Annotated in this window: 19 protein-coding genes and 1 pseudogene; 14 read left to right on the top strand and 6 right to left on the bottom strand. The window is 62.8% G+C overall.

Annotated elements, in window-relative coordinates:
• Positions 1 to 90 precede the first annotated feature (90 nt).
• The 3 genes and pseudogenes from FXB40_RS31680 to FXB40_RS31670 form a co-directional block, all read right to left on the bottom strand.
• Positions 91 to 924: pseudogene (locus FXB40_RS31680) on the bottom strand (DUF1194 domain-containing protein); the annotation flags it as partial.
• Positions 925 to 1117: 193 nt separating this feature from the next.
• On the bottom strand, positions 1118 to 1378 hold the full coding sequence (locus FXB40_RS31675; RefSeq protein WP_187437280.1) for a hypothetical protein: 261 nt from the start codon (positions 1376 to 1378) through the stop codon (positions 1118 to 1120).
• 139 nt (positions 1379 to 1517) lie between these two features.
• Positions 1518 to 2324, bottom strand: a complete 807-nt coding sequence (locus FXB40_RS31670) for a creatininase family protein (protein ID WP_148776023.1) — start codon at positions 2322 to 2324, stop codon at positions 1518 to 1520.
• A 140-nt stretch (positions 2325 to 2464) separates the two neighbouring features.
• Here FXB40_RS31670 and FXB40_RS31665 point away from each other — a divergent pair, with 140 nt between their 5' ends.
• The 7 genes from FXB40_RS31665 to FXB40_RS31635 all read left to right on the top strand — a co-directional run bounded on the left by FXB40_RS31665 (position 2465) and on the right by FXB40_RS31635 (position 8677).
• Entirely contained in the window at positions 2465 to 3487 is a 1023-nt protein-coding gene (locus FXB40_RS31665) for an ABC transporter substrate-binding protein (protein ID WP_148776022.1), read from the top strand.
• Between the two features lie 11 nt (positions 3488 to 3498).
• Complete coding sequence (locus tag FXB40_RS31660; protein WP_148776021.1) at positions 3499 to 4317, top strand: ABC transporter ATP-binding protein; 819 nt, start codon at positions 3499 to 3501, stop codon at positions 4315 to 4317.
• On the top strand, positions 4314 to 5132 hold the full coding sequence (locus FXB40_RS31655) for an ABC transporter permease (protein WP_148776020.1): 819 nt from the start codon (positions 4314 to 4316) through the stop codon (positions 5130 to 5132). The genes FXB40_RS31660 and FXB40_RS31655 overlap by 4 nt, the downstream gene beginning before the upstream one ends.
• Entirely contained in the window at positions 5132 to 6121 is a 990-nt protein-coding gene (locus FXB40_RS31650) for a 2-hydroxyacid dehydrogenase (protein ID WP_148776019.1), read from the top strand. The genes FXB40_RS31655 and FXB40_RS31650 overlap by 1 nt, the downstream gene beginning before the upstream one ends.
• A complete protein-coding gene (locus FXB40_RS31645) occupies positions 6121 to 6813 on the top strand; it encodes a protease inhibitor Inh/omp19 family protein (RefSeq protein WP_148776018.1) in 693 nt (230 codons plus the stop codon). The genes FXB40_RS31650 and FXB40_RS31645 overlap by 1 nt, the downstream gene beginning before the upstream one ends.
• A gap of 138 nt (positions 6814 to 6951) precedes the next feature.
• Entirely contained in the window at positions 6952 to 7359 is a 408-nt protein-coding gene (locus FXB40_RS31640) for a YciI family protein (protein ID WP_148776017.1), read from the top strand.
• Between the two features lie 31 nt (positions 7360 to 7390).
• Complete coding sequence (locus FXB40_RS31635; RefSeq protein WP_148776016.1) at positions 7391 to 8677, top strand: RNA polymerase sigma factor; 1287 nt, start codon at positions 7391 to 7393, stop codon at positions 8675 to 8677.
• Between the two features lie 8 nt (positions 8678 to 8685).
• Here the strand turns inward: FXB40_RS31635 and FXB40_RS31630 are convergent, their stop codons facing one another.
• Positions 8686 to 10266: a peptidoglycan-binding protein gene (locus tag FXB40_RS31630; protein ID WP_148776015.1), complete on the bottom strand. Its 1581-nt coding sequence runs from the start codon at positions 10264 to 10266 to the stop codon at positions 8686 to 8688.
• A gap of 288 nt (positions 10267 to 10554) precedes the next feature.
• On the opposite strand from FXB40_RS31630, the gene FXB40_RS31625 reads away from it, so the two are divergent.
• Together FXB40_RS31625 and FXB40_RS31620 are read left to right on the top strand one after the other, a co-directional pair.
• Positions 10555 to 10875, top strand: coding sequence for a hypothetical protein (locus FXB40_RS31625; protein WP_148776014.1), 321 nt, complete (start codon positions 10555 to 10557; stop codon positions 10873 to 10875).
• A gap of 141 nt (positions 10876 to 11016) precedes the next feature.
• A complete protein-coding gene (locus tag FXB40_RS31620) occupies positions 11017 to 11322 on the top strand; it encodes a YMGG-like glycine zipper-containing protein (protein ID WP_148776013.1) in 306 nt (101 codons plus the stop codon).
• A gap of 59 nt (positions 11323 to 11381) precedes the next feature.
• Here FXB40_RS31620 and FXB40_RS31615 read toward each other — a convergent pair whose 3' ends face one another.
• Entirely contained in the window at positions 11382 to 11807 is a 426-nt protein-coding gene (locus FXB40_RS31615) for a tautomerase family protein (RefSeq protein ID WP_148776012.1), read from the bottom strand.
• Positions 11808 to 11966: 159 nt separating this feature from the next.
• Between FXB40_RS31615 and FXB40_RS31610 the strand changes: the two genes are divergently transcribed.
• Both FXB40_RS31610 and FXB40_RS31605 read left to right on the top strand, forming a co-directional pair.
• Positions 11967 to 12548 (top strand): TetR/AcrR family transcriptional regulator, encoded by a 582-nt coding sequence (locus FXB40_RS31610; protein WP_148776011.1) that lies wholly within the window; start codon positions 11967 to 11969, stop codon positions 12546 to 12548.
• Between the two features lie 25 nt (positions 12549 to 12573).
• Entirely contained in the window at positions 12574 to 12981 is a 408-nt protein-coding gene (locus tag FXB40_RS31605; protein WP_148776010.1) for a VOC family protein, read from the top strand.
• A 54-nt stretch (positions 12982 to 13035) separates the two neighbouring features.
• Here the strand turns inward: FXB40_RS31605 and FXB40_RS31600 are convergent, their stop codons facing one another.
• Positions 13036 to 13806 carry a bestrophin-like domain gene (locus FXB40_RS31600; protein ID WP_148776009.1) on the bottom strand — a complete coding sequence of 257 codons (771 nt, stop codon included), beginning with the start codon at positions 13804 to 13806 and terminating at the stop codon, positions 13036 to 13038.
• A gap of 288 nt (positions 13807 to 14094) precedes the next feature.
• Between FXB40_RS31600 and FXB40_RS31595 the strand changes: the two genes are divergently transcribed.
• From FXB40_RS31595 to FXB40_RS31585, 3 genes are all read left to right on the top strand, one after another.
• Positions 14095 to 14997, top strand: a complete 903-nt coding sequence (locus FXB40_RS31595) for a helix-turn-helix domain-containing protein (protein ID WP_148776008.1) — start codon at positions 14095 to 14097, stop codon at positions 14995 to 14997.
• Between the two features lie 596 nt (positions 14998 to 15593).
• Entirely contained in the window at positions 15594 to 17189 is a 1596-nt protein-coding gene (locus FXB40_RS31590) for a carbohydrate porin (protein ID WP_187437279.1), read from the top strand.
• A gap of 33 nt (positions 17190 to 17222) precedes the next feature.
• Positions 17223 to 19178, top strand: coding sequence for an FUSC family protein (locus tag FXB40_RS31585; protein ID WP_148776006.1), 1956 nt, complete (start codon positions 17223 to 17225; stop codon positions 19176 to 19178).
• The last annotated feature ends 11 nt before the right edge of the window (positions 19179 to 19189 follow it).

Raw genomic sequence — 19189 nt, 5'->3', positions numbered from 1 at the left:
CTCTTTCTTCAGCGCGTCATCCTGGTTCGCCGGACTGTTCGCCACCGGAACTTTAGCTGCCGGACTGCTCGTCGCTGGACTGGTCGTATTCCACCGCTGCTGCCACAGCTTCTCGCCGATCGTGCAGAGAACCCGCGGCTTGGTTTCCGCGGAGGGGGCAGGTATTCGTTCCGGCGTGTGGCCCGCGACCTCGAGAGCCAGCTTGGTCCGGATCGCCTCCTTGAAGTGTTCACGATCGGTGATCGGCACAACAAAGGAACCTGGGCCGCCGATCACGCAATCCTCATAGTACCAATCGATGTGGTCGATATGCTGAAAGTCCGTCGGATCCGGTGTCGTTGCGTTGGTCATGACCGGTTGGCCGGTGATGACGATGCCCTTCTGCAACGCTGCGTCACGCGCTGCGGCGACAGGATCGCCGTTGCTGTTGGGACCGTCGCCCGCAATGTCGATGACTTGGCGCGAGCCGCGGTAGGGGGTCTGTTCGAACAGAGACATGGCGAACCTGATCGCGCTCGAAATCGACGTGCGCGAACCTCGGCGGATCGGTGCTTTCATGATTTCAGCTGCGACGGCCTCGGCCGCCTCCGGTCCGTCGATCTGTCGCCAGGGAACGATGATTTTCTGGTCCTTCGTGGATGACCATTCGAAATAAGTCAGCGCTATCTTGCCGACAGGACCGGCGCGTAAGGCTCGCAGAAACTCCTCCGAGACAATGGCCTTGGCAAAACCTTCGCGCTGGGCCGCCAGGTCATCCGGGTCTACCGAATAGGAAATGTCGACTGCGATCACGAGCTCGACGTCCACGGCAGCGCGACTGTCGTCCTGGATCGCGGTTTGCGGCTGCGACGCTGGCTGAGAAAATGCAGGCATCGATGTCAGCATCGCAATCAGGATCGATCCAATCGAGACCCGCCAGTTCATGCTCGCTCTCCAGCCACCTTGTCGTATCGTGGCACGCGGAGCGTGCAATCGGAAGCAGCCGGGCATTCTCACGGTACAAAAAGGATGACCCCGCCCGGGGGGACAGCCGGGCGGGGTCGGGGCACGACACGGGGTGGATGAGGCGCCCGTGTCGGACGCAGGATCCACGTAAGATCGGCCTCAGAGCCTTAAATCAGTAGCAAGTACGAACGTTGCCGACGAACTGGCCGTAAGCGTTGTACTGGGCGACCCAGCCGCAGCGATGATAGCCGTAATAGGGCTGGTTGCTGGCGGCGATCGCGGTGCCGACGATGGCGGCGGTGGCGATGCCAGCGCCCACGCCCCAGCCCCAGCCGAGCGGCTTGGCCTGAGCAGTCGACGTGGTGGATGCGACGCCAGCGGTGACGGTGAGGGCGGCGAGAGCGACGGCGGCAATCTTGGTCTTGATCGACATGTGAAACTCCATCCGGGTTGAGGCGGTCCGTTGTGGTCCGCGTGCCCAATTGGACGGAGGCTTGCCGAAACCGGTTCGAAAGCGCTTCGGGCGGTCTGGGAATCCGGCTCTTTCCTGAGTGATTCCAAAAAGATGCAGGTTATCCGAGAGGGCCCTTGGCGAGCCTGTTCACGTCGAAGTTATCGACCTCAGTCAGCAGCTCGCAAAAGGCGCGCGCACCCTGGTCGATGAGCTGCTCGCCCTTCTCGATCACGGCCAGTGTCGCGTTGCCGACGGCGCCGCTGGCGTTGAGATCCTGCGCCTGCCAGGCGAAGGGTGCGGGCCGCTGCGTCGAGAGCCAGTGATATTGTGTCTCCATCGCGACGCTGCTCGCGGGAAAATCCGCGATCGCATCCACGCGCACCTGCTCCGGATAGCGTGCCAGCATGATCGAGGTCTCGACCGCGCCGCCATGGATGCCGTGACGCACCTCATCGGCCGGGAACAGTTTTTCCGCAGCCGACAGGCGCGACCACGACGTCGTCACCGCGAACAGTTTTTGATATGCGCGAAGATCCTGCGCCACCAGCATCATCGCCGCGCTGTTGCCGCCATGGCTGGTGATGATGACGAGCTTTTTCACGCCGCGTCGCGCGACGTCCTCGCCGATTGCGGTCCAGCGCTTCAGCGCCATTTCGGTCGGCAGCGTCTGCGTGCCCGGATAGTCGATATGCTCGGTGGAAATGCCGACCGGCTCAACAGGCAGGAACGTCGCCGGAATGGTCGCGGCCAGCACCTCCTGCACGCGCGCGAGATAGGCGTCCGCGATCAGCACGTCGGTCTCGAGCGGCAGATGCGGGCCGTGCTGCTCGGTCGCCGCCAGCGGCAGCACCGCGATCCAGCGCGATACGTCCGCAGGGTTGGCATCGGCCCAGCGGATCTCGGTCCAGTCGCGCGGAGGCGTCATCAAGGTTTCTTTGCCCGAATTTGTCACGTAGTTTGGTGTTATGGAGGGGACGCGGGCCTGGCCGGTTCGCGTCCCCGAATGTCTTGCGGTTTTATCGCGTTGGTCTGGCATCGGCCAGACACGATCGACGGAGTCCCATCATGAGCCCTTCCCATCTGCGGCGAGCGTTAACGGCAGGCTTGCTGGCCACTTTCGTGTCGGTCCTGCCGGCGCGCGCGGAAACCCTGGACAAGGTCACCTTCGGCACCAATTGGGTCGCCGAGGCCGAGCATGGCGGTTTCTTCCAGGCGGTCGCCGACGGCACCTACAAGAAATATGGGCTCGACGTCACCATCGTTCCGGGCGGGCCCAATGAGAACAACCGGATGCTGCTGATCGCCGGCAAGATCGATTTCTTCATGGCTGCGAACACGCTGATGTCGTTCGACGCGGTCGCCAACAACGTCCCCGTGGTGACCATCGCCGCGGTCTTCCAGAAAGACCCGCAGGTGATGCTGACGCAGCCGGATGCGAAAGTCACCAAGATCGAGGAGCTCAAGCCGCTGACGCTGTTCGTCTCCAAGGAGGGCATGGGCAGCTACTTCCAGTGGCTCAAATCCGAATATGGTTTCAGCGAGAAGAACGTCCGGCCCTATAATTTCAATCCGCAGCCCTTCATCGCCAACCCCAAGAGCGCGATGCAGGGCTACGTCACCTCCGAGCCCTTCGCCGTCGAGAAGGCCGCCGGCTTCAAGCCCAACGTCATCCTGCTCGCCGATGCCGGCTTCAACACCTATTCGACCCTGATCGAGACCCGCCGCGACCTGGTCGAGAAGAAGGCGGACCTGGTGCAGCGCTTCGTCGATGCCTCCATGATCGGCTGGTACAATTACATCTACCGCGACAATTCCGCCGGCAATGCCATGATCAAGCAGCTCAATCCGGAGATGACCGACGAACTGCTGGCCTATTCTGTCGCCAAGATGAAGGAATACGGCATCGTCGATTCCGGCGAGTCCCTGAAGAACGGCATCGGCGCGATGAGCGACGATCGCTACACCTCCTTCTTCAACAAGATGGTGAAGGCCGGCGTCGTGAAGGGTGATCTCGACTTCCGCAAGTCCTACACGCTACGCTTCGTCAACAAGGGCGTCGGTGTCGAGCTGCGCCCCGCAAAGCCGTAACGTCAGCGTTGATGTCAGACGCCAAAACTTCGCCCACGGTCGAAGCCAGCCTGACGGCGCTTGCCGTCAGCCTGCGCGGCGTGACGAAGGCCTATGACAACGGCGTCATGGCGCTCGGTCCCTTCGACCTCGCGGTGCGCAAGGGCGAGTTCATCTCGCTGCTCGGTCCGTCCGGCTGCGGCAAGTCGACGGCGCTGAGACTGATTGCGGGGCTCAGCGCCGCGTCTTCAGGCACGGTGCGGATGTCGCGTCATGAAGGCCCGGCGCAGAAGATCGGCCATGGTATCGGCTTCGTGTTCCAGGAGCCGACCCTGATGCCCTGGACCAGTGTGCGCGAAAACGTGCGGCTGCCGTTGAAGCTCGGCGGCGTCCCGAAGGCCGAAGGGCGGGCGCGGGCCGATGCAGCGCTCGCCAGCGTCGGTCTCGCCGATTTCGCCGATGCCTTTCCGCGCGAATTGTCCGGCGGCATGAAGATGCGGGTGTCGCTCGCGCGCGCGCTCGTTACCGATCCTGATATCCTCCTGATGGATGAGCCGTTCGCGGCGCTCGACGAGATCACGCGATTCCGCCTCAATAACGATCTGCTCGCGCTGTGGCGCAGCCTTGGCAAGACCGTCATCTTCGTCACCCATTCGGTGTTCGAATCCGTCTATCTGTCGCAGCGCGTCGTGGTCATGACGGCGCGGCCCGGCCGCATCCAGGCCGACATCCGGATCGAGACCCTCGAGCCGCGCGGTGAGGAGTTTCGCACCTCGGCGGCTTATTCCGATTATTGCCGGCGCGTGTCGGCCGCGCTGGCGCCGTCCTATTCGGGACAGTCGATGCTATGAACGCGCAAGCCCCCGTCACCGCAAAGCCGTCAGGCGCGCAAAACGCCGTGCGTTTCGTGCTGCCCGTCATCGTGTTCGCGGCCGGCCTTGCCGCCTGGGAGCTCGTGGTTCGCATTCGGGAGATCCCGCCTTACGTGCTGCCGGCGCCCTCGGTCATCTTCCTGACGCTGATCAAGGACTGGGCGGTGCTGTCACAATCGCTTGCGACCACGCTGCTGACGACGCTGGAAGGTTTTGTCGCCGCGAGCATCGGCGGCGTCGCGCTGGCGCTGCTGTTCAACCAGTCGAAATGGGTGGAATACTCGCTGTTTCCCTATGCCGTCGTCCTCCAGGTGACGCCGGTGATCGCGATCGCACCGCTGTTGCTGATCTATCTGGAACAGCAGACCGCGGTCGTCGTCTGCGCCTTCATCGTCGCCTTTTTCCCGGTGCTGTCGAACACCACGCTCGGGCTGAATTCGGTCGATCGCAACCTCGCGGGCCTGTTCCAGCTCTATGGCGCCTCGCCGCCGCAAACCCTGCGCTTCCTGAAGCTGCCGGCGGCGCTGCCCTATATCCTCGGCGGCCTGCGCATTGCCGGCGGCCTGTCGCTGATCGGCGCGGTCGTGGCCGAGATCGCAGCGGGAACAGCAGGCGCCGGCTCAGGCCTCGCCTACAGAATCGCCGAATCCGGCTATCGATTGAACATACCCCGCATGTTCGCAGCGCTGCTTCTGCTGTCGCTGGCCGGGATTGTCATCTATGGGGTGCTGGCGCTAATTTCCCACCTCGTATTACGGCGCTGGCACGAGAGCGCGCTTGGAAAGGAAAACTGATGTCTACCGGTTCGATTTCGTCCGACAAGATCGACCTTCTGATCTATGGGCCGGTGCGGCCGATCCTCGAGAACGGGTTTTCCGATCATTTCGTCGTGCACAAGGCCGAGACGCGCGGCGACCTCGAGCGGCTGACGCCGGCAATCCGCGAAAAGATCCGCGGTGTCGCGGTGACCTATCACACCGTCCGCGCCGACAAGGATTCGCTGTCGCAATTGCCCAAGATCGAGATGGTGGCGAGCTTTGGCGTCGGTTACGACCATATCGACGCCAAATACGCCGCCGAGCACAACATCATCGTCACCAACACGCCCGACGTGCTGACCGAGGAGGTCGCCGACGTTGCGATGGGCCTGCTGATCTCCACCGTGCGTGAATTCGTCAAGGCCGACCGCTACGTCCGCTCCGGTTTCTGGCAGACCCAGAATTATCCGCTCAGCGTCGGCTCGCTGCGTGACCGCAAGGTCGGCATCGTCGGCATGGGCCGGATCGGCCAGGCCATCGCGCGCCGGCTCGATGCCTCGCTCGTGCCGGTGGTCTATCACTCGCGCAACCCTTCCAAGGACGTCTCCTACAAGCACTATCCCGACCTGATCGAGATGGCGAAGGCGGTCGATACGCTGATGGTGATCGTGCCGGGCGGCGCCTCGACCAACAAGATGATCAATGCCGAGGTGTTCAAGGCGCTCGGCCCGCGCGGCGTGCTGGTCAACGTCGCGCGCGGCTCTGTCGTCGACGAGCAGGCGATGATCCAGGCGTTGAAATCCGGCACCATCCTCGCCGCCGGCCTCGACGTGTTCGCAGCCGAGCCCAGCGTGCCTGAGGAGCTCAAGACCATGCAGAACGTCGTGCTGTTGCCGCATATCGGCTCGGCCTCCGTGGTGACGCGCAATGCCATGGACCAGCTCGTGGTCGACAACCTCAAGTCCTGGTTCGCCGGCAAGGCGCCGCTGACGCCGGTTGCTGAAACGCCGTTCAAGGGGCGCTGATGGCCGCCCTTCGGGTCGTTGCTTTGCTGATCGCGGCCTGTGTCGCCGCGATCGGCGCTGCGCGTGCGCAGGACGCGACGACCCTGAAGAAGGAGATGGTCGGGCAGTGGGAGCTTTCGACCACCGAACGCAGCAAGACCTGCGTCGTCACGATCAAGGGCGACCCGGTGGCGCAGGGTTTCAAGCTCGAGCTCGAGCCGGCCTGCAAGACCGCGCTGCCCTTCACCAAGGATATCGTCGCCTGGAGCGTGAAAGGTCTCGACATCGTCCGCTTGCAGGATGCGACCGGTGAATCCGTGATCGATTTCACCGAGGTCGAGGCCGGCATTTTCGAGGGCCTGCGCCAGGGCGAGGGCGTCTACATCCTGCAGGACCTCGCCGCCGCCCGCTCGATGGCCAAGTCGATGGACCAGATGATCGGCGACTGGTCGATCGTGCGCGGCAACGGCCAGCCGGTCTGCGGATTGACGCTGACCAACACGGAAGCCGATCAGGACAATTTCCAGGTCTTCCTCAAGCCGAAATGCGATGCGGCGATCGCCCAGTTCAATCCGACGCAATGGCGGCTCGAGCGCGGCCAGATCATCCTGATGTCGAAATCGGGCGACGTCTGGCAGTTCGAGGCCGACGACAACGCGCAATGGCGGCGGGTTCCCGATACGGCCGATCCCCTGATCATGCTGCGCCAATAGGCGTCCGTTTGTTCCCGTAATTTCTGCCTGCAATTTTTCCGGTGTCCATGTCGATCCGGCCCCGGCCAGATCGTCATCCCAATAGCGAGCTGATCGCGCGACTGAACCGGCCGCGTCTCGCCTCAACAGGAGTTTTGCATGCGCTTCATGTACATCGTCACCTCCCCAAAGCCCATGGCAGGGCCGTCCCCGGCGCTGGCGGAGGCGATGCAAAGGATCTCCGAACGGGAGATCAGGGCCGGCCGGATGCTCGACAATGGCGGCCTGATGCCGCTTGCGACCGGCGCGCGGGTGCGTGTCGCCGATGGCGAGCTCAGCGTCATCGACGGCCCATTCGTGGAGGCCAAGGAGGTGATCGGCGGCTATGCCATCTTCGAATTGCGCGACAAGGACGAGGCCCTGGCGATGGCCAAGGAATTCATGCAGTTGCACCTCGACCACATGCCGGGTTGGGAAGGCACTTGCGAATTGCGGGCGTTCGCTACGCCGGGCGTGGACGTGGCCTGCGAAGTCAACGCGCGTGCAGGGGTAGCCGCCCACGCCTGATGGACACCACCGCTCGTCTCCTTCGGCGGCGATGACGGCCGCCGACACCGATATCGATCGCGTCATCCGCGCCACCTGGCGCGTCGTGCAGCCGCGGCTGATCGCGACGCTGTCGCGGATGCTGCGCGACGTGCCGCTTGCGGAAGAGCTGACCCAGGACGCGCTGGTCGCGGCGCTGGAAGCCTGGCCAACCATCGGCGTGCCCGACAATCCCGGTGCCTGGCTCATGACGACCGCCAGGCGCCGGGCGCTGGATCATTTGCGCCGCGGCAAGATGCTCGCGGACAAGCACGACATGCTGGCGCGCGACATGTTGCAGGAGCAGGCGACCGTGCCGGATTTCGACGCTGCGCTCGACGATGATATCGGCGATGAATTGTTGCGGCTGGTCTTCACCGCCTGTCATCCGATCCTGTCGCGCGAGGCGCGCGCGGCGCTGGCGCTGCGCATGATCTGCGGCTTGACCACGTCCGAGATCGCGCGCGCCTATCTCGTGCCGGAAGCAACCATCTCCCAGCGGATCGTCCGCGCCAAGCGGACGTTGTCCGGATCCGGCCTCGCCTACGAGACGCCGAGTGGGGAGGCGTTGTCGGAGCGCCTCGCCTCGGTGCTGGAGGTGGTCTATCTCATTTTCAACGAGGGCTACCTCGCGGCGCGCGGCGATGAATGGCTGCGGCCGCAGCTCTGCGACGAGGCGCTGCGCATGGGCCGCGTGCTCGCCGGCCTCGCCCCGGACGAGCCCGAGGTTCACGGCCTCGTCGCCCTGATGGATTTGAATGCCGCGCGGGCTCGCGCGCGGACCGACGCAAGCGGCGATCCCATTCTGCTGATGGACCAGGATCGCGCGCTCTGGGACCACTCGCAGATCCGTCGGGGCCTGCGCGCGCTCGAACGTGCCCGCGAGCTCGGCGGTGCAGGACGGTTTTACGTGATTCAGGCTGCGATTGCGGCGTGTCACGCCACGGCGGAGACGCCTGCGGATACCGACTGGCGGCGCATCGCGCAGCTTTACGCCGAGCTGGCGCGGTTGGTGCGCTCGCCGGTCATCGAGCTCAATCGCGCGGTCGCGGTCGGCATGGCCTGGGGACCGCAGGCCGGGCTCGACCTGCTTGACGAGATCGCCGGCGCGCCGGCGCTGTCGGCCTATCATCATCTGCCGGCGGTTCGTGGTGATTTCCTGCAAAAGCTCGGGCGGCTCGCAGAGGCGCGGCAGGCGTTCGAGGTCGCCGCACATCTTGCCACCAACGGGCGTGAGCGCGCGCTGATGGAGCGCCGCGCTGCGGCGCTCCACGCCCAAAACATCCAGCAAGACATCTAACAAGACGTCTAGGCCGTCGGCTTGGGCGGCGGCGCGGTGCCCTGTGCCCATTTCTCCATCTTGCCGAGCACACCCCAGGCCGTCAGTGCCAGCGAGATGGGAAGCGCGAATTGGCTCAGGCCCGGCACCGCGGTTGCGATCGTCCCGAGCAGCCCGGCAAGTCCGCCGGCGCTTGGGCTCGCTGTCACGCCAGAAAGCAGCGCGGTGATGAGCGTGCCGCCGATGCCGAGTGCCGTCTTCTTGCCGTCCAGCAGCTTGCCGACGGTTTCGCCGAGCGCACCGTTGACCTGCCCGAGCACGGGCTTGTTGCTGAGCAGCGTGCTCAGCAGGTCGACCAGCTGTTTGAGTTGATCGGCCGGAGCGGGATTGGCCGCCGGCGGCGTTCCCGGCACGGTCTTGGTGATCAGAGAGAGAAGCTGTCCGAGCACACCGACTGTCGTATTGGTCGCCGGTGTTGGGCTCAGCGGATTTGTCGCTCCCCCCTGCAAGGCCTGCGTGAGGCTCTGCAGTTGGTTCAGGATCTGAGATAGCTGGATGGGCAGGCCTGCGGGCGTCGTGCCTGTCGATGGAGTTGCTATCGGCGTTGGCGTCGTTCCTCCCGGCTGGATGAGCTGAGCGAGATTTTCCAGTCGGCTCAGGATTTGAGACAGATCGGCCGGCTGTCCTCCCGGAGTCACGCCTGTCAATGCTGGTATTGCGCCTCCTGGCTGCACGACCTGTGAGATATCATCCAGTCGCTTGAGGATCTGGGAAAGATCGACATTCGCCGTCCGAACCGGCTGCATTCCTGCGCGCGTGATGGCGGCAATCGTGGTGCCGTCGAGCAGGCCGGTATCCTCGAGGGCGTGTTGTTGCTGAAATTGCGAGACCGCTGCCTTGGTCTTCGGTCCGCTGATGCTGTCTTCGTCGAGCGGCGGATTGGCGCCGAGCTTGTTGAGCGTCTGCTGCATCAGTAGCACCGACGACACCACCTCATCGTCGGGCTCGGAACGAGGGGCAAGGGACGGGTTGTCGTCGATCGCGATCGAGGAATCCTGCGACATCATCGCATGCAGGACGACCGCGGTGCCGAGCTGGGAATCGACGTGGTTCGGGTCGAAGACGTGATCGGCAACGAACTTGCCGGCTCTTGCCTCAGGCGGTCCATAAAGATTCGAGCCGCCGTAGAGATAAGGCGAGTTGACGCCCTTGGCGTTATAGCCGAGGCCGTTGAAGCATTCGAGCCGGTACAGGGTGCGCGCGATGCACCAGTCCTGCGCGCCGACGAAGTGCTGGATCCGCAGTGCGTCCACGGCACCGTCGACGAACGAGGCGAACGGGCCGCGCCCTTTCGGAACGAGGCTCGTCACGCGCTTCAGCGACTCGCCGTTGCCGAGATAGGCGTCGAAATCGAAATTGGACTCGCGATAATGGCACAGCGCGACGAAACACCAGGGCACTCCGGTCAGCCGCTCGACCTGCTGATAGGTCGCCTTGCCGTTGATGGCCTTGCGTGCCGTCGCGTTGGCCTCGCCAAGGCGTGCGGGCCGGATCTCGAGATTGGCCCAGTTCCTCTCATATTCGCTCTTCAGACTCTCGTATGACACCATCTCCCGCTCCCGCGAATTGTTAAAATTATCGGTTCGTTGTGCAAATCAGGCGTGAGCCGCGTGCCGCCGTCGGCGGGCCAGGGCTCTGGGTGTGGTCCGGCGAATGTTGCAGGCCATCGCTGCAGCGCATGTGAAATGGCTTACAGGTGCAGCGCGAAAGGTTGCGCTCAAAGGACGCAAGATCAGATTGGCGCACGCGCATACGTCGCGGCGCGTCTTTGTTGTCGAGCTTGTTGCATGAAGTGGCTTATGCAACCATGCAGAGAGTGCAACCTTCCGGACCCTTCGATGTTCAGAGCCGTCGTCATTGTCTTTCTCGCCTTTGCCTTGTCCGCCTGCGATGCCGTGGCCACGCTGAAGGACGGACTGCAGCAGGCCCGGGCGGTCGAAGGCGATCTCGAACAGTCGACCGGCGTCAAGCCACAGGTCGGCTTCAACTGGCGCAATGGACGCCTCACCTCGGTGACCGTCCTGTTTCCGAAGCTTGATGAAACCAAGCCGCTCGGTGACCTCGCAGGTCAGGTGCGCGCGGCGGTGACCAAGGAGTTCAAGCAGACGCCGGACGCGATCGTGCTCTCCTTTGCCCTGGGCAAAGGGCCTTCTGTCTGAGGGACGCGAGCATCCGCTGGTTGTCGCGACAGGCTGGCCTTGTGACGCAAAGGGCGGGAAGCGAGCCGGATTCACGCGATTATTCTGGCCGGGGATCGTCCCAAACGCTATGACTGGCCGCATCAGATGGGAGGATTCGGAATGCTTCGACGTCTTGGTATTGCAGCGTGTTTCGCAGTCGCGATGGCCGTACCGGTCCATGACGCGGTGGCGCAGGATGCTGTCGGCGGCGCTATCATCGGCGGCGTGGGCGGAGCGATTTTGGGCGGCGCGCTCGGCGGTGGCCGCGGCGCCGCCATCGGTGCCGTCGTCGGCGCCGGCACGGGGGCTGCGATCGCCTCCGAAGGCGAGCGGCGCCGGTCCGGCTATTACGCCTATCAGCGCGGCTGCTATATGCAGCGCCCGGATGGCCGCTACGTCCCGGTCGATCCGAGATACTGCTACTGAATGACGTTGCGCCGGCGCCGTCTCGCACGCGCCGGCGCTGTCATGTCTGATCGCTGCGGTCAGGCAGCGCTGGCGCGGCTGACGGCGTCGCCAAGCTCGGCATTGGTGTAGGCCTTGCCGCCGATGCCCCACAGGCCGTCCACGGCATAGACCATGTTGACGAAAATCCGCTCGCGCGGATGACGGCCTTCCGCGGCCCTGGACGCGATGTCGGTGGCCTCTTTGATGAACCCCGCCTTTTGCTCCGGGCTTGCCAGCGCGAAGGACGGGACTTTCAATTCGACCACGACGATGTCGTTCGATGTCCCGCCGGCGAAGGACCGGCCTTTCGGGACGGTGCTGATCTCGCCGATCACGTTCGGCGTGATGAACGCATTGCCAGCAAGATCGTGGTGCCTCAGGAACGAGGCGGTCAGTTCGGCGAACATGATTTTCTCGGCGGCTGCACTGAAGATGCCATCCGTGGCGACGACGGTGATCGGCATGACCAAAACTCCCTTCGTGATGTGAGCGTCGCGAACGCCGGCTGCGATCGCGGCTTGCGATAAGATTGCGATCGTTATATAACGACCGTGATTGCATTCGCATGACGAGGGCGATGCCGTCAATGATAAAATAACGATCGTGATCTAAAAGGTGCGGTGGTGCGATACAAGTCCGGACACAAGGAAGAGGCCCGCGCGCGCATGGTCGCGGCTGCCGGCCGCGGCTTTCGCCGCCAGGGTTTTGGCGGCATCGGCGTTGACGGTCTCGCCAAGGAGGCCGAGGTCACCTCCGGCGCGTTCTACGGGCACTTCTCGTCCAAGGGCGAAGCGTTCAAGGCTGCGCTGGTGGCGGGCCTCGACGAGCTGCGCCAGGGTGTCGAAAGCCTGCGCGCCGAGCACGGCGCCAAATGGGTCGCGGCGTTCGTCGATTTCTATCTCGGACAAAAGCGGGTCTGCGAGCTCGGTGCGAGCTGCGCCTTGCAGAGCCTGACCTCGGAGGTGCAGCGCGCCGATGCCGGAATCAAGACCGTGTTCGAGGCCGAGATCGATGGCGTCGTGAACGCGGTCGCGGATGGCTTGCCGGGCCGCTCGACCAAGGACAGACGCGCGCGCGCCTGGGCGCTGCTCTCGATCCTGTCCGGCGGCGTCACCATGGCGAGGGCCGTCGCCGACAAGGATGTCAGCGCGGCAATTGCGTCCGCGTGTCGCGCGGCCGCGCTCAAGGCCTGTGCAGAGACCTGATCAATTCAAGCGAGGAGTGCGAGATATGCGCCTGTCGAACTATCTCTTTTTCACGACCCAGTGCGAACCGGCGCTTGCCTTCTACGCCGCCTGCGGTCTCGGCAACGTCACCGAGATCATGCGCCATGGCGAGCCCGGCATGCCGCTCAGGAATCCCGCGCTGCGGGGCAAGATCATGCACGCGAAGTTCGAAGGCCCCGGCATCTGCTTCTATGCATCGGACAACGACGACGCCGAGCCAATGCGCGGCTCCGCCCATATCCTGATGATGGATGATCAGGAGGCGACGACGGATCTGTTTGTGCGCCTCGCCGACGGCGGCACCATCACCACGCCGCTCGGCATCCAGCCCTGGGGCGACTATTACGGCAAGCTGACCGATCGCTTCGGCGTGCAGTGGATGCTGAACTGCGCGATGGTGGGACGCGTGTAGCGCGGAAGCCTGGTCGCCAACCGGTCGGCGCGATTACGTTCGTCCCGCCGCTGCCTACGGCATGATCTGGCGCAGCGGCTCCGGGGTGATGGAGATATGGCCCGTAAACGGCCGGTCGTGCGCGGCGATCAGCAGGGCCGAGGTGGCGACGCCGGTTGCGAACAGCGCAATCGCGATCGCCGATCCCAAGCGGTTGTCGCAATGAACGAAGCCGATCACCAGCAGCTCGCACAAGGCCTGGAGATACAGGCACCACCATTTCACCGAATTCACCGCGGAGAGGCTGACGATGATCCGCTGCCGCCGCGCGTCCAGCGCCTGTTCCAGCGCGGCGAGGATCTCGCGCTGCATGGTCTCCTGAGCCCGCCCTTGCGGCGTCATCGCGATGACCAGCTGCAAGGCTTCGGCGAGCGCCGGCGGCGTCACCTTCAGCGAGGCCTCCTGATGCGCCATCATCGGCCATTCCACCGCGAGCGCCTGCCCGACATAGTCGCGCACCAGGGCGCGTAGCCTAGTCTCCTGCTCGGGCGGCAGCCCCGCGGCCAGCAGCACGGCGCTGCGCAGCGCGCTGGCCTCGCGGCTGACCGCGGCGCCGGCGCGGTCGCTGTCGCCCCAGACCTGCGCCGCGGTGAAGGCGACGAACAGGCCGAAGATGATGCCGAGCACCGGCAGCATGCCGGGCGAGATCGCCTTCAGCGATTTCGCCCGCTCCTCCGTCGCGACCAGCGCGACGAAGGCGAACACGGTCGCGGCCAGAAGATAGGTGAAGCCAAAGATCACCAGCGCCATCGCGGGCACCGGCAGATTGTGCAGCCAATCGCTCATGCGCTTCCTGCTACGTGATTCGGAGCCTTAAAGCGCGATGAGATTGGGATGAACCTAGATCAGCCGCGTACCGCACCAGCAATGGGCCCTTTCGATGCAAATCATGAAATGCCCCGGCAGCGGGATGAGCATGCACGCGATGAACTTATCCAATTGATCGTCCACTTGTAGGAAACTGCTCCATTTTGCGAATTGTGCCTACCTCAAACTGGGTTGTGCAGCGGGGAAATATTACATCGCGAGCATGGCGAACGGAGTGGAGCACGATGGATCTTCATGGATGGAGCGATGAGTGAGGCCTTTGGGCAACGGCTTGGCGAACGATTCCGAGTCGAAAACGCACCCGCGATCATTACCCGGGCGTTGCGTAACGCGGATATGGCCGTCACCGAGCTTCGATGTGATAACCCGCCGTCGGAAATGAGCGATTCGGTTCGGCGGGAAGATGCTTTTCTCCTCACTTTGCACCTCCGCGATATTCCCAATCGCGAATATTGGGAGGGGGGCCGACGAGCGCCGGTGCGCGACTTGCGGGCCGGCGAGACTTGTCTCCAGGACCTGAAGCGAGATCCCACGGTCCTCCTCGACAAGCCTTATCACTCCCTGGTTTTTTATCTGCCGCGCGCGGCGCTGGACGCGATCGCCGATGAGGCCAACGCGCCCAAAATTCGCGATCTGAGCTATGAGCCCGGAGTAGGCGCCAACGACGTCGCGATTTCCAGCCTCGGGAGCTTGCTGCTGCCCGCCCTCAGCCATCCCGAGCAAGCTAACCAGTTGTTTGTCGACCACATCCTGTGGGCGGTCGGAGTGCATATCGCTCGGACCTATGGGGGCATGCGGCCAGCGTCGCGGCTGGTCCGGGGTAGGCTCGCGCCATGGCAGGAGCGACGCGCGAAGGAAATTCTTCGCGCCAACCTCCACGGTGTGCCGCTTAAGGAGGTGGCGCGAAAGTGCGGCCTGTCATTGAGCCATTTCTCGCACGCCTTTCGTCGTACGTTGGGAGTGGCACCGCACAACTGGCTAATTGAGCAGCGCATCGCGCTATCCAAGGAAAAGCTACATGATGACCGGCTGTCGCTCACCGATGTGGCTGCGGAGTGCGGCTTCTGCGATCAAAGTCATCTCACGCGACATTTCAAACGCATTGTCGGCGTAAGTCCAGGCGCATGGCGTACGGCGCTCAAGGAATAGCAATCGAGCAGAGTTCCCCTCGGATTTCGCAGGCTGTACCGGGACCGCTCAAAGCAGCGGGTCGGGCGAACCGGTCCTCGAAATCGACAAGCAGGCCGCCGAAAAGACCTGGAGGATCGCAGGACGACTTTGCTTGCGACACAGCTCTGACCGGCAAATCAGGCCGATTGACGCGCCCCAATCCAGCGCCGCGCGGAAGTTCAGGGTGGCTAGACCTTGGCGCTACAGCTCTGTCCGCGAGCAAACCGAACTTATCAACTGCTGCGCTCGACGTCGTTCAGGATTGTTCTGAAACGGGACAAAAGCGCCGCACTCTTCAGAAGTGGAGCTAGAAGCAGAATCGTTCCAGCAACGACAGTCTCATTAAAGATGATGATCGGCCTGCGCAGAATAATCGCGGTCGCGCTCTGAATTAACACGCTTCAGATCGCAACGGAGGTGCGACATGCCGAGGCCATCATTGAAATCTTCTCGAAACGATGCAGCGGCGGCGGTTGTCCCGTGCCTCTTGCAGGCGTTCGCGAATTGTGTCGAGGCGCTCCGATCTCAGGGGCGGCGCATCTGACGCCTTCAGGCGCGGGCGATCAGAGGACACCATGATGAAGACAGGACTTGTTGCGCTTGGTATTTGTTGTTTTCTTGCCCTGGGGCGGACCGCGTCGGCGGATGCCGGACTGGGCAACTTGGGTCATCTTGCCGCCGAGCCGCGCGCGACAGAAGTGAAGCGTGCGGTGGCACCTCGCAAGCGAAAAACTGTGCCCGCCACCATGCAGCGCCGGGATCGATCGATTGATCCTGGGCAGCCAGTTCCGACGAAATACGTGTCCCTGGCAGACGTAGCTCCCGGCCTCTTGCCTTACTTCAACAATGGACCAGTGTTCGGAATTCCGGGAACGGTGACCGGCGACATCTGGCACCGTACCCAGCTTACCGGCGACTGGGGTGGCGTGCGAACAGACTGGGCGCGCCACGGCGTTTTCATCGACGTCTATTCGACGAGCTACTATCAGAACGTCACGTCCGGCGGACTACAAACCGGCGGCGCGTTTGTGCAGAACACACAGGCCTCAATCAACATCGACACCGGGCGCGCCGGCCTCTGGTCCGGCGGCCTGCTGCATCTGACCCTGCATTCGCGCTTTGGCGACACTCCGGCAAATACCTTCACCGCAGGCGCTGCGGTTCCCCAGTATACCGGGCTGGCCTTTCCCGACCCGCTCCGCGCAAACGATGTCCTGCCAGCACAATTCTTTCTGACTCAATCACTTACCAAGGAAGTCAGCGTCCTCCTCGGCAAAATTGCTGTCGTGTACCTGCCCGACCAAACCCTGTTCGGTGACAGCTACAAATACTACTTTGCCAACTTCAACTTTAATAAGAGTCCGGTAGCGCTCAATTTTTACAATGCTGTTTCATGGGCGGCACTGGGCGCGTGGTCGCCCAGTCCACAGCTTACAGTTTTCGGCGGCGTGCTCGATCCGAATTCCAAGGCAGACAACTTCGCCGACCATGCCTTCGACACGGTCAATCTCTACATCTCCTCGATCCTGTCCTACACGGTCGGAGGCCTCCCCGGTCAATTTTCACCGGCCTTCAATTGGTCGAACAAGCCGAAGCTCAATCTCGAGTCGCCTTTCGGACCGTTGACCACGTTGGCTGCGACGAGCCAGGCCGTCGGCGCCCTCATTGGCGGCTCCCCGACCGATGGCTTACCCGCCAATTTCAAAGACAACAGCTGGGCCGCGATCGCAAACGTTTCGCAATATCTCTATGTCATGGACGATGCCACAACGGTTGCCGAGAAGCTCAGGAGTGGCCAACCGCTCCGCGGAATTGGGATTTTTGGCAGGGTCGGATATGCCCCGCCGGCCACAAACTCGGTGACCAGCTACGCAAGCGTCGCGCTGGTTGCACATGGTCTATTCAACGGCAGGGAATACGACAGCTTCGGAGCGGGATTCTATTACAACTGGATCAGCAACAATCTGAAGAGAGACATCGCTCAGCTTACGTTGGAAAATGCCAGCGCGAGCGACGAGAGCGGCATTGAGGTCTTCTACAATTTTGCGGTCACGCCTGCTGTCCGATTGATCCCCAGTTACCAGCACATATGGCATCCGCTCGCGGCCCAAATCGCCAAGAGCCAGGATCGCACCGATCTGTTTCTGACGCGCCTCACCGTGGCGTGGTGACTATCTGTCCCTGAAAGCATGTGACGTTCGCGCATGATGGTACCGGTTCACATATGGGCTTATGCCTTCAGGATATGGCTGGCGGCGATAGTTGCGCTTTACGTCGCGTTTTGGCTGCAACTCGGAGGAGCATCATCCGCGGCCGTGACGGTGGCTATCCTGGCGCAGCCGACGCGCGGTGCGGCGCTCGCCAAAGCCGTCTACAGATTTGCTGCAACGTTCATCGGCGCTGCGATGTCAATCGTGATCGCCGGTCTCTTCCCCGGCGAGCGTGTCGGCCTGCTCGCCGCTTTCATTCTCTGGGTGTGTGTTTGCGTCTTCGTCGCGAGTTACTTCCGCGGCTTTCGGGCTTATGCCGCCGTTCTGTCCGGCTACACAGTCGGAATCATTACGGTCGTCAATATAGATACGCCGCAAAAAGTGTTCACCGCGATGACCGATCGCGTGGCTGCGATCACGATAGGTATCCTTTGCGTGACACTCATCAACGATCTCTTCGGTTCGCCGCCCGTGTGGCTTGGGCTGGAGCGTCGGATAGCCCAGGCCTGGCATGATGTGCGCGACTACGCCCGCGACGTGTTGGGCGGGGCCAAGGACGATGCGGAAAGAGCAGGGATGCTCTTCGCAGCGATTGCTGGCTTGAGGGATGAGGTCGATATCGTCGCTTACGACATGGCGGATGGGCGGCATCGGGCCGGAGGTGCGCGTAGCGCGATGCTGGCATTAGTCGAGATTGTCCAACAGGCCCGATTATTGAGCTTGTTTGATCGTGGCGATCCCTTGGCCGTCACCGTTAGAGACCAATGTCTTGCTGCGCTTGATGGCAATCGATCGGAGGCGCTGGCAATCCTCGTCAGGATGCACGACGACGAACTTTCGCGTTCGGACGCGACTATCGCGGCCATAGCACAAATTCAGCGGGCCCTTCGCTGCGTGGAATCCATGATTCAGATCGAGGATGGACTCTTGTCCGTACGCGAGGGGAGCGGGCCGGCGCGTAATGTGCGATTGCCACGCCGCAGGGAGTTCTTCTTTGCGCTACAGAATGCAATTCGTGTCGGGATAGCGGTTTCGGTGGGCGCGCTTTTTCTCGTGTTTGCGGGATGGCCGGCGTCCGCTCTGGCTTTGATGATCACCGCAAACGTGTGTGCCTTGTGCACGACAATGCGAGATCCTTCTAAAGTCGTGGTTGCTGCCATGGCGAGTTTCACGCTCGCCGCGGTGAGCGCCTATATTGTCCACTTCTATTTCCTCACCGGCTCACAGGACTTTATCCGGCTTGCGATTGGGATCGCGCCGATGATGATGTTGGGCTGTGTGCTCAGCGTCAATCCGAAGATCGCCGGCATCGGAGCGCCGATGAACAATATTTTCCTTTTCTTGTTGGCGCCGTCCAATCCTCAATCGTTCAACGCGCTCAGCTTCTTTTCGCAATGCATGTTCGTGGCATTTGCCCTCGGTGTCGTATTTCTGGCGTTCCGCCTGGTGTGGCCGGTATCGGAGCTCGACAAACAGCGTGCAGTCGTCAGGGCGACGAAGGAAACGTTGGCAGCGTCGGTGACCGGCAAGAAATACAGCTTGCCGGCGCTAAGCATCGCGCTGGCCTCCAGGATTGCCGACTATGTTGTCGCGGCCACTGACAAACACAGGTCGCATCCGGAAATGCTTAGGGGCCTTCTCGCGACCAGCGACCTCTCGCTCGTGTCTGCTGCGGCCTATGATCACTTGGAGCAGAGCTCGGACGATCCGGCCTTCCGCTCCAAGCTTGGGCCACTGCAACGAGCTCTTCGGTCTGGGAATAGCCGGCGGCTTTACGCCGGAGCCAGATCAGTTCTTCGACGCATGCAGGAAGGCAAGGCCGGACTGCATGAAGCACAGTTGGCCGCACTTGCCGACTTATGGTCCGCAGGCCTGTTGCTGGACCGCGAGAGGCGCAGGATCCGGCATTTCGACGGCCGGGGCTTCATCAAAGGAGAAGGCGGGCGATGAGTGCAGCGCTG

This window comes from Bradyrhizobium rifense (assembly GCF_008123425.1).
GTDB classification, from domain to species: Bacteria; Pseudomonadota; Alphaproteobacteria; order Rhizobiales; family Xanthobacteraceae; genus Bradyrhizobium; species Bradyrhizobium rifense.
Note: the sequence above shows the minus strand (reverse complement) of the source record. Positions and strands in the feature narration are given on the sequence as shown.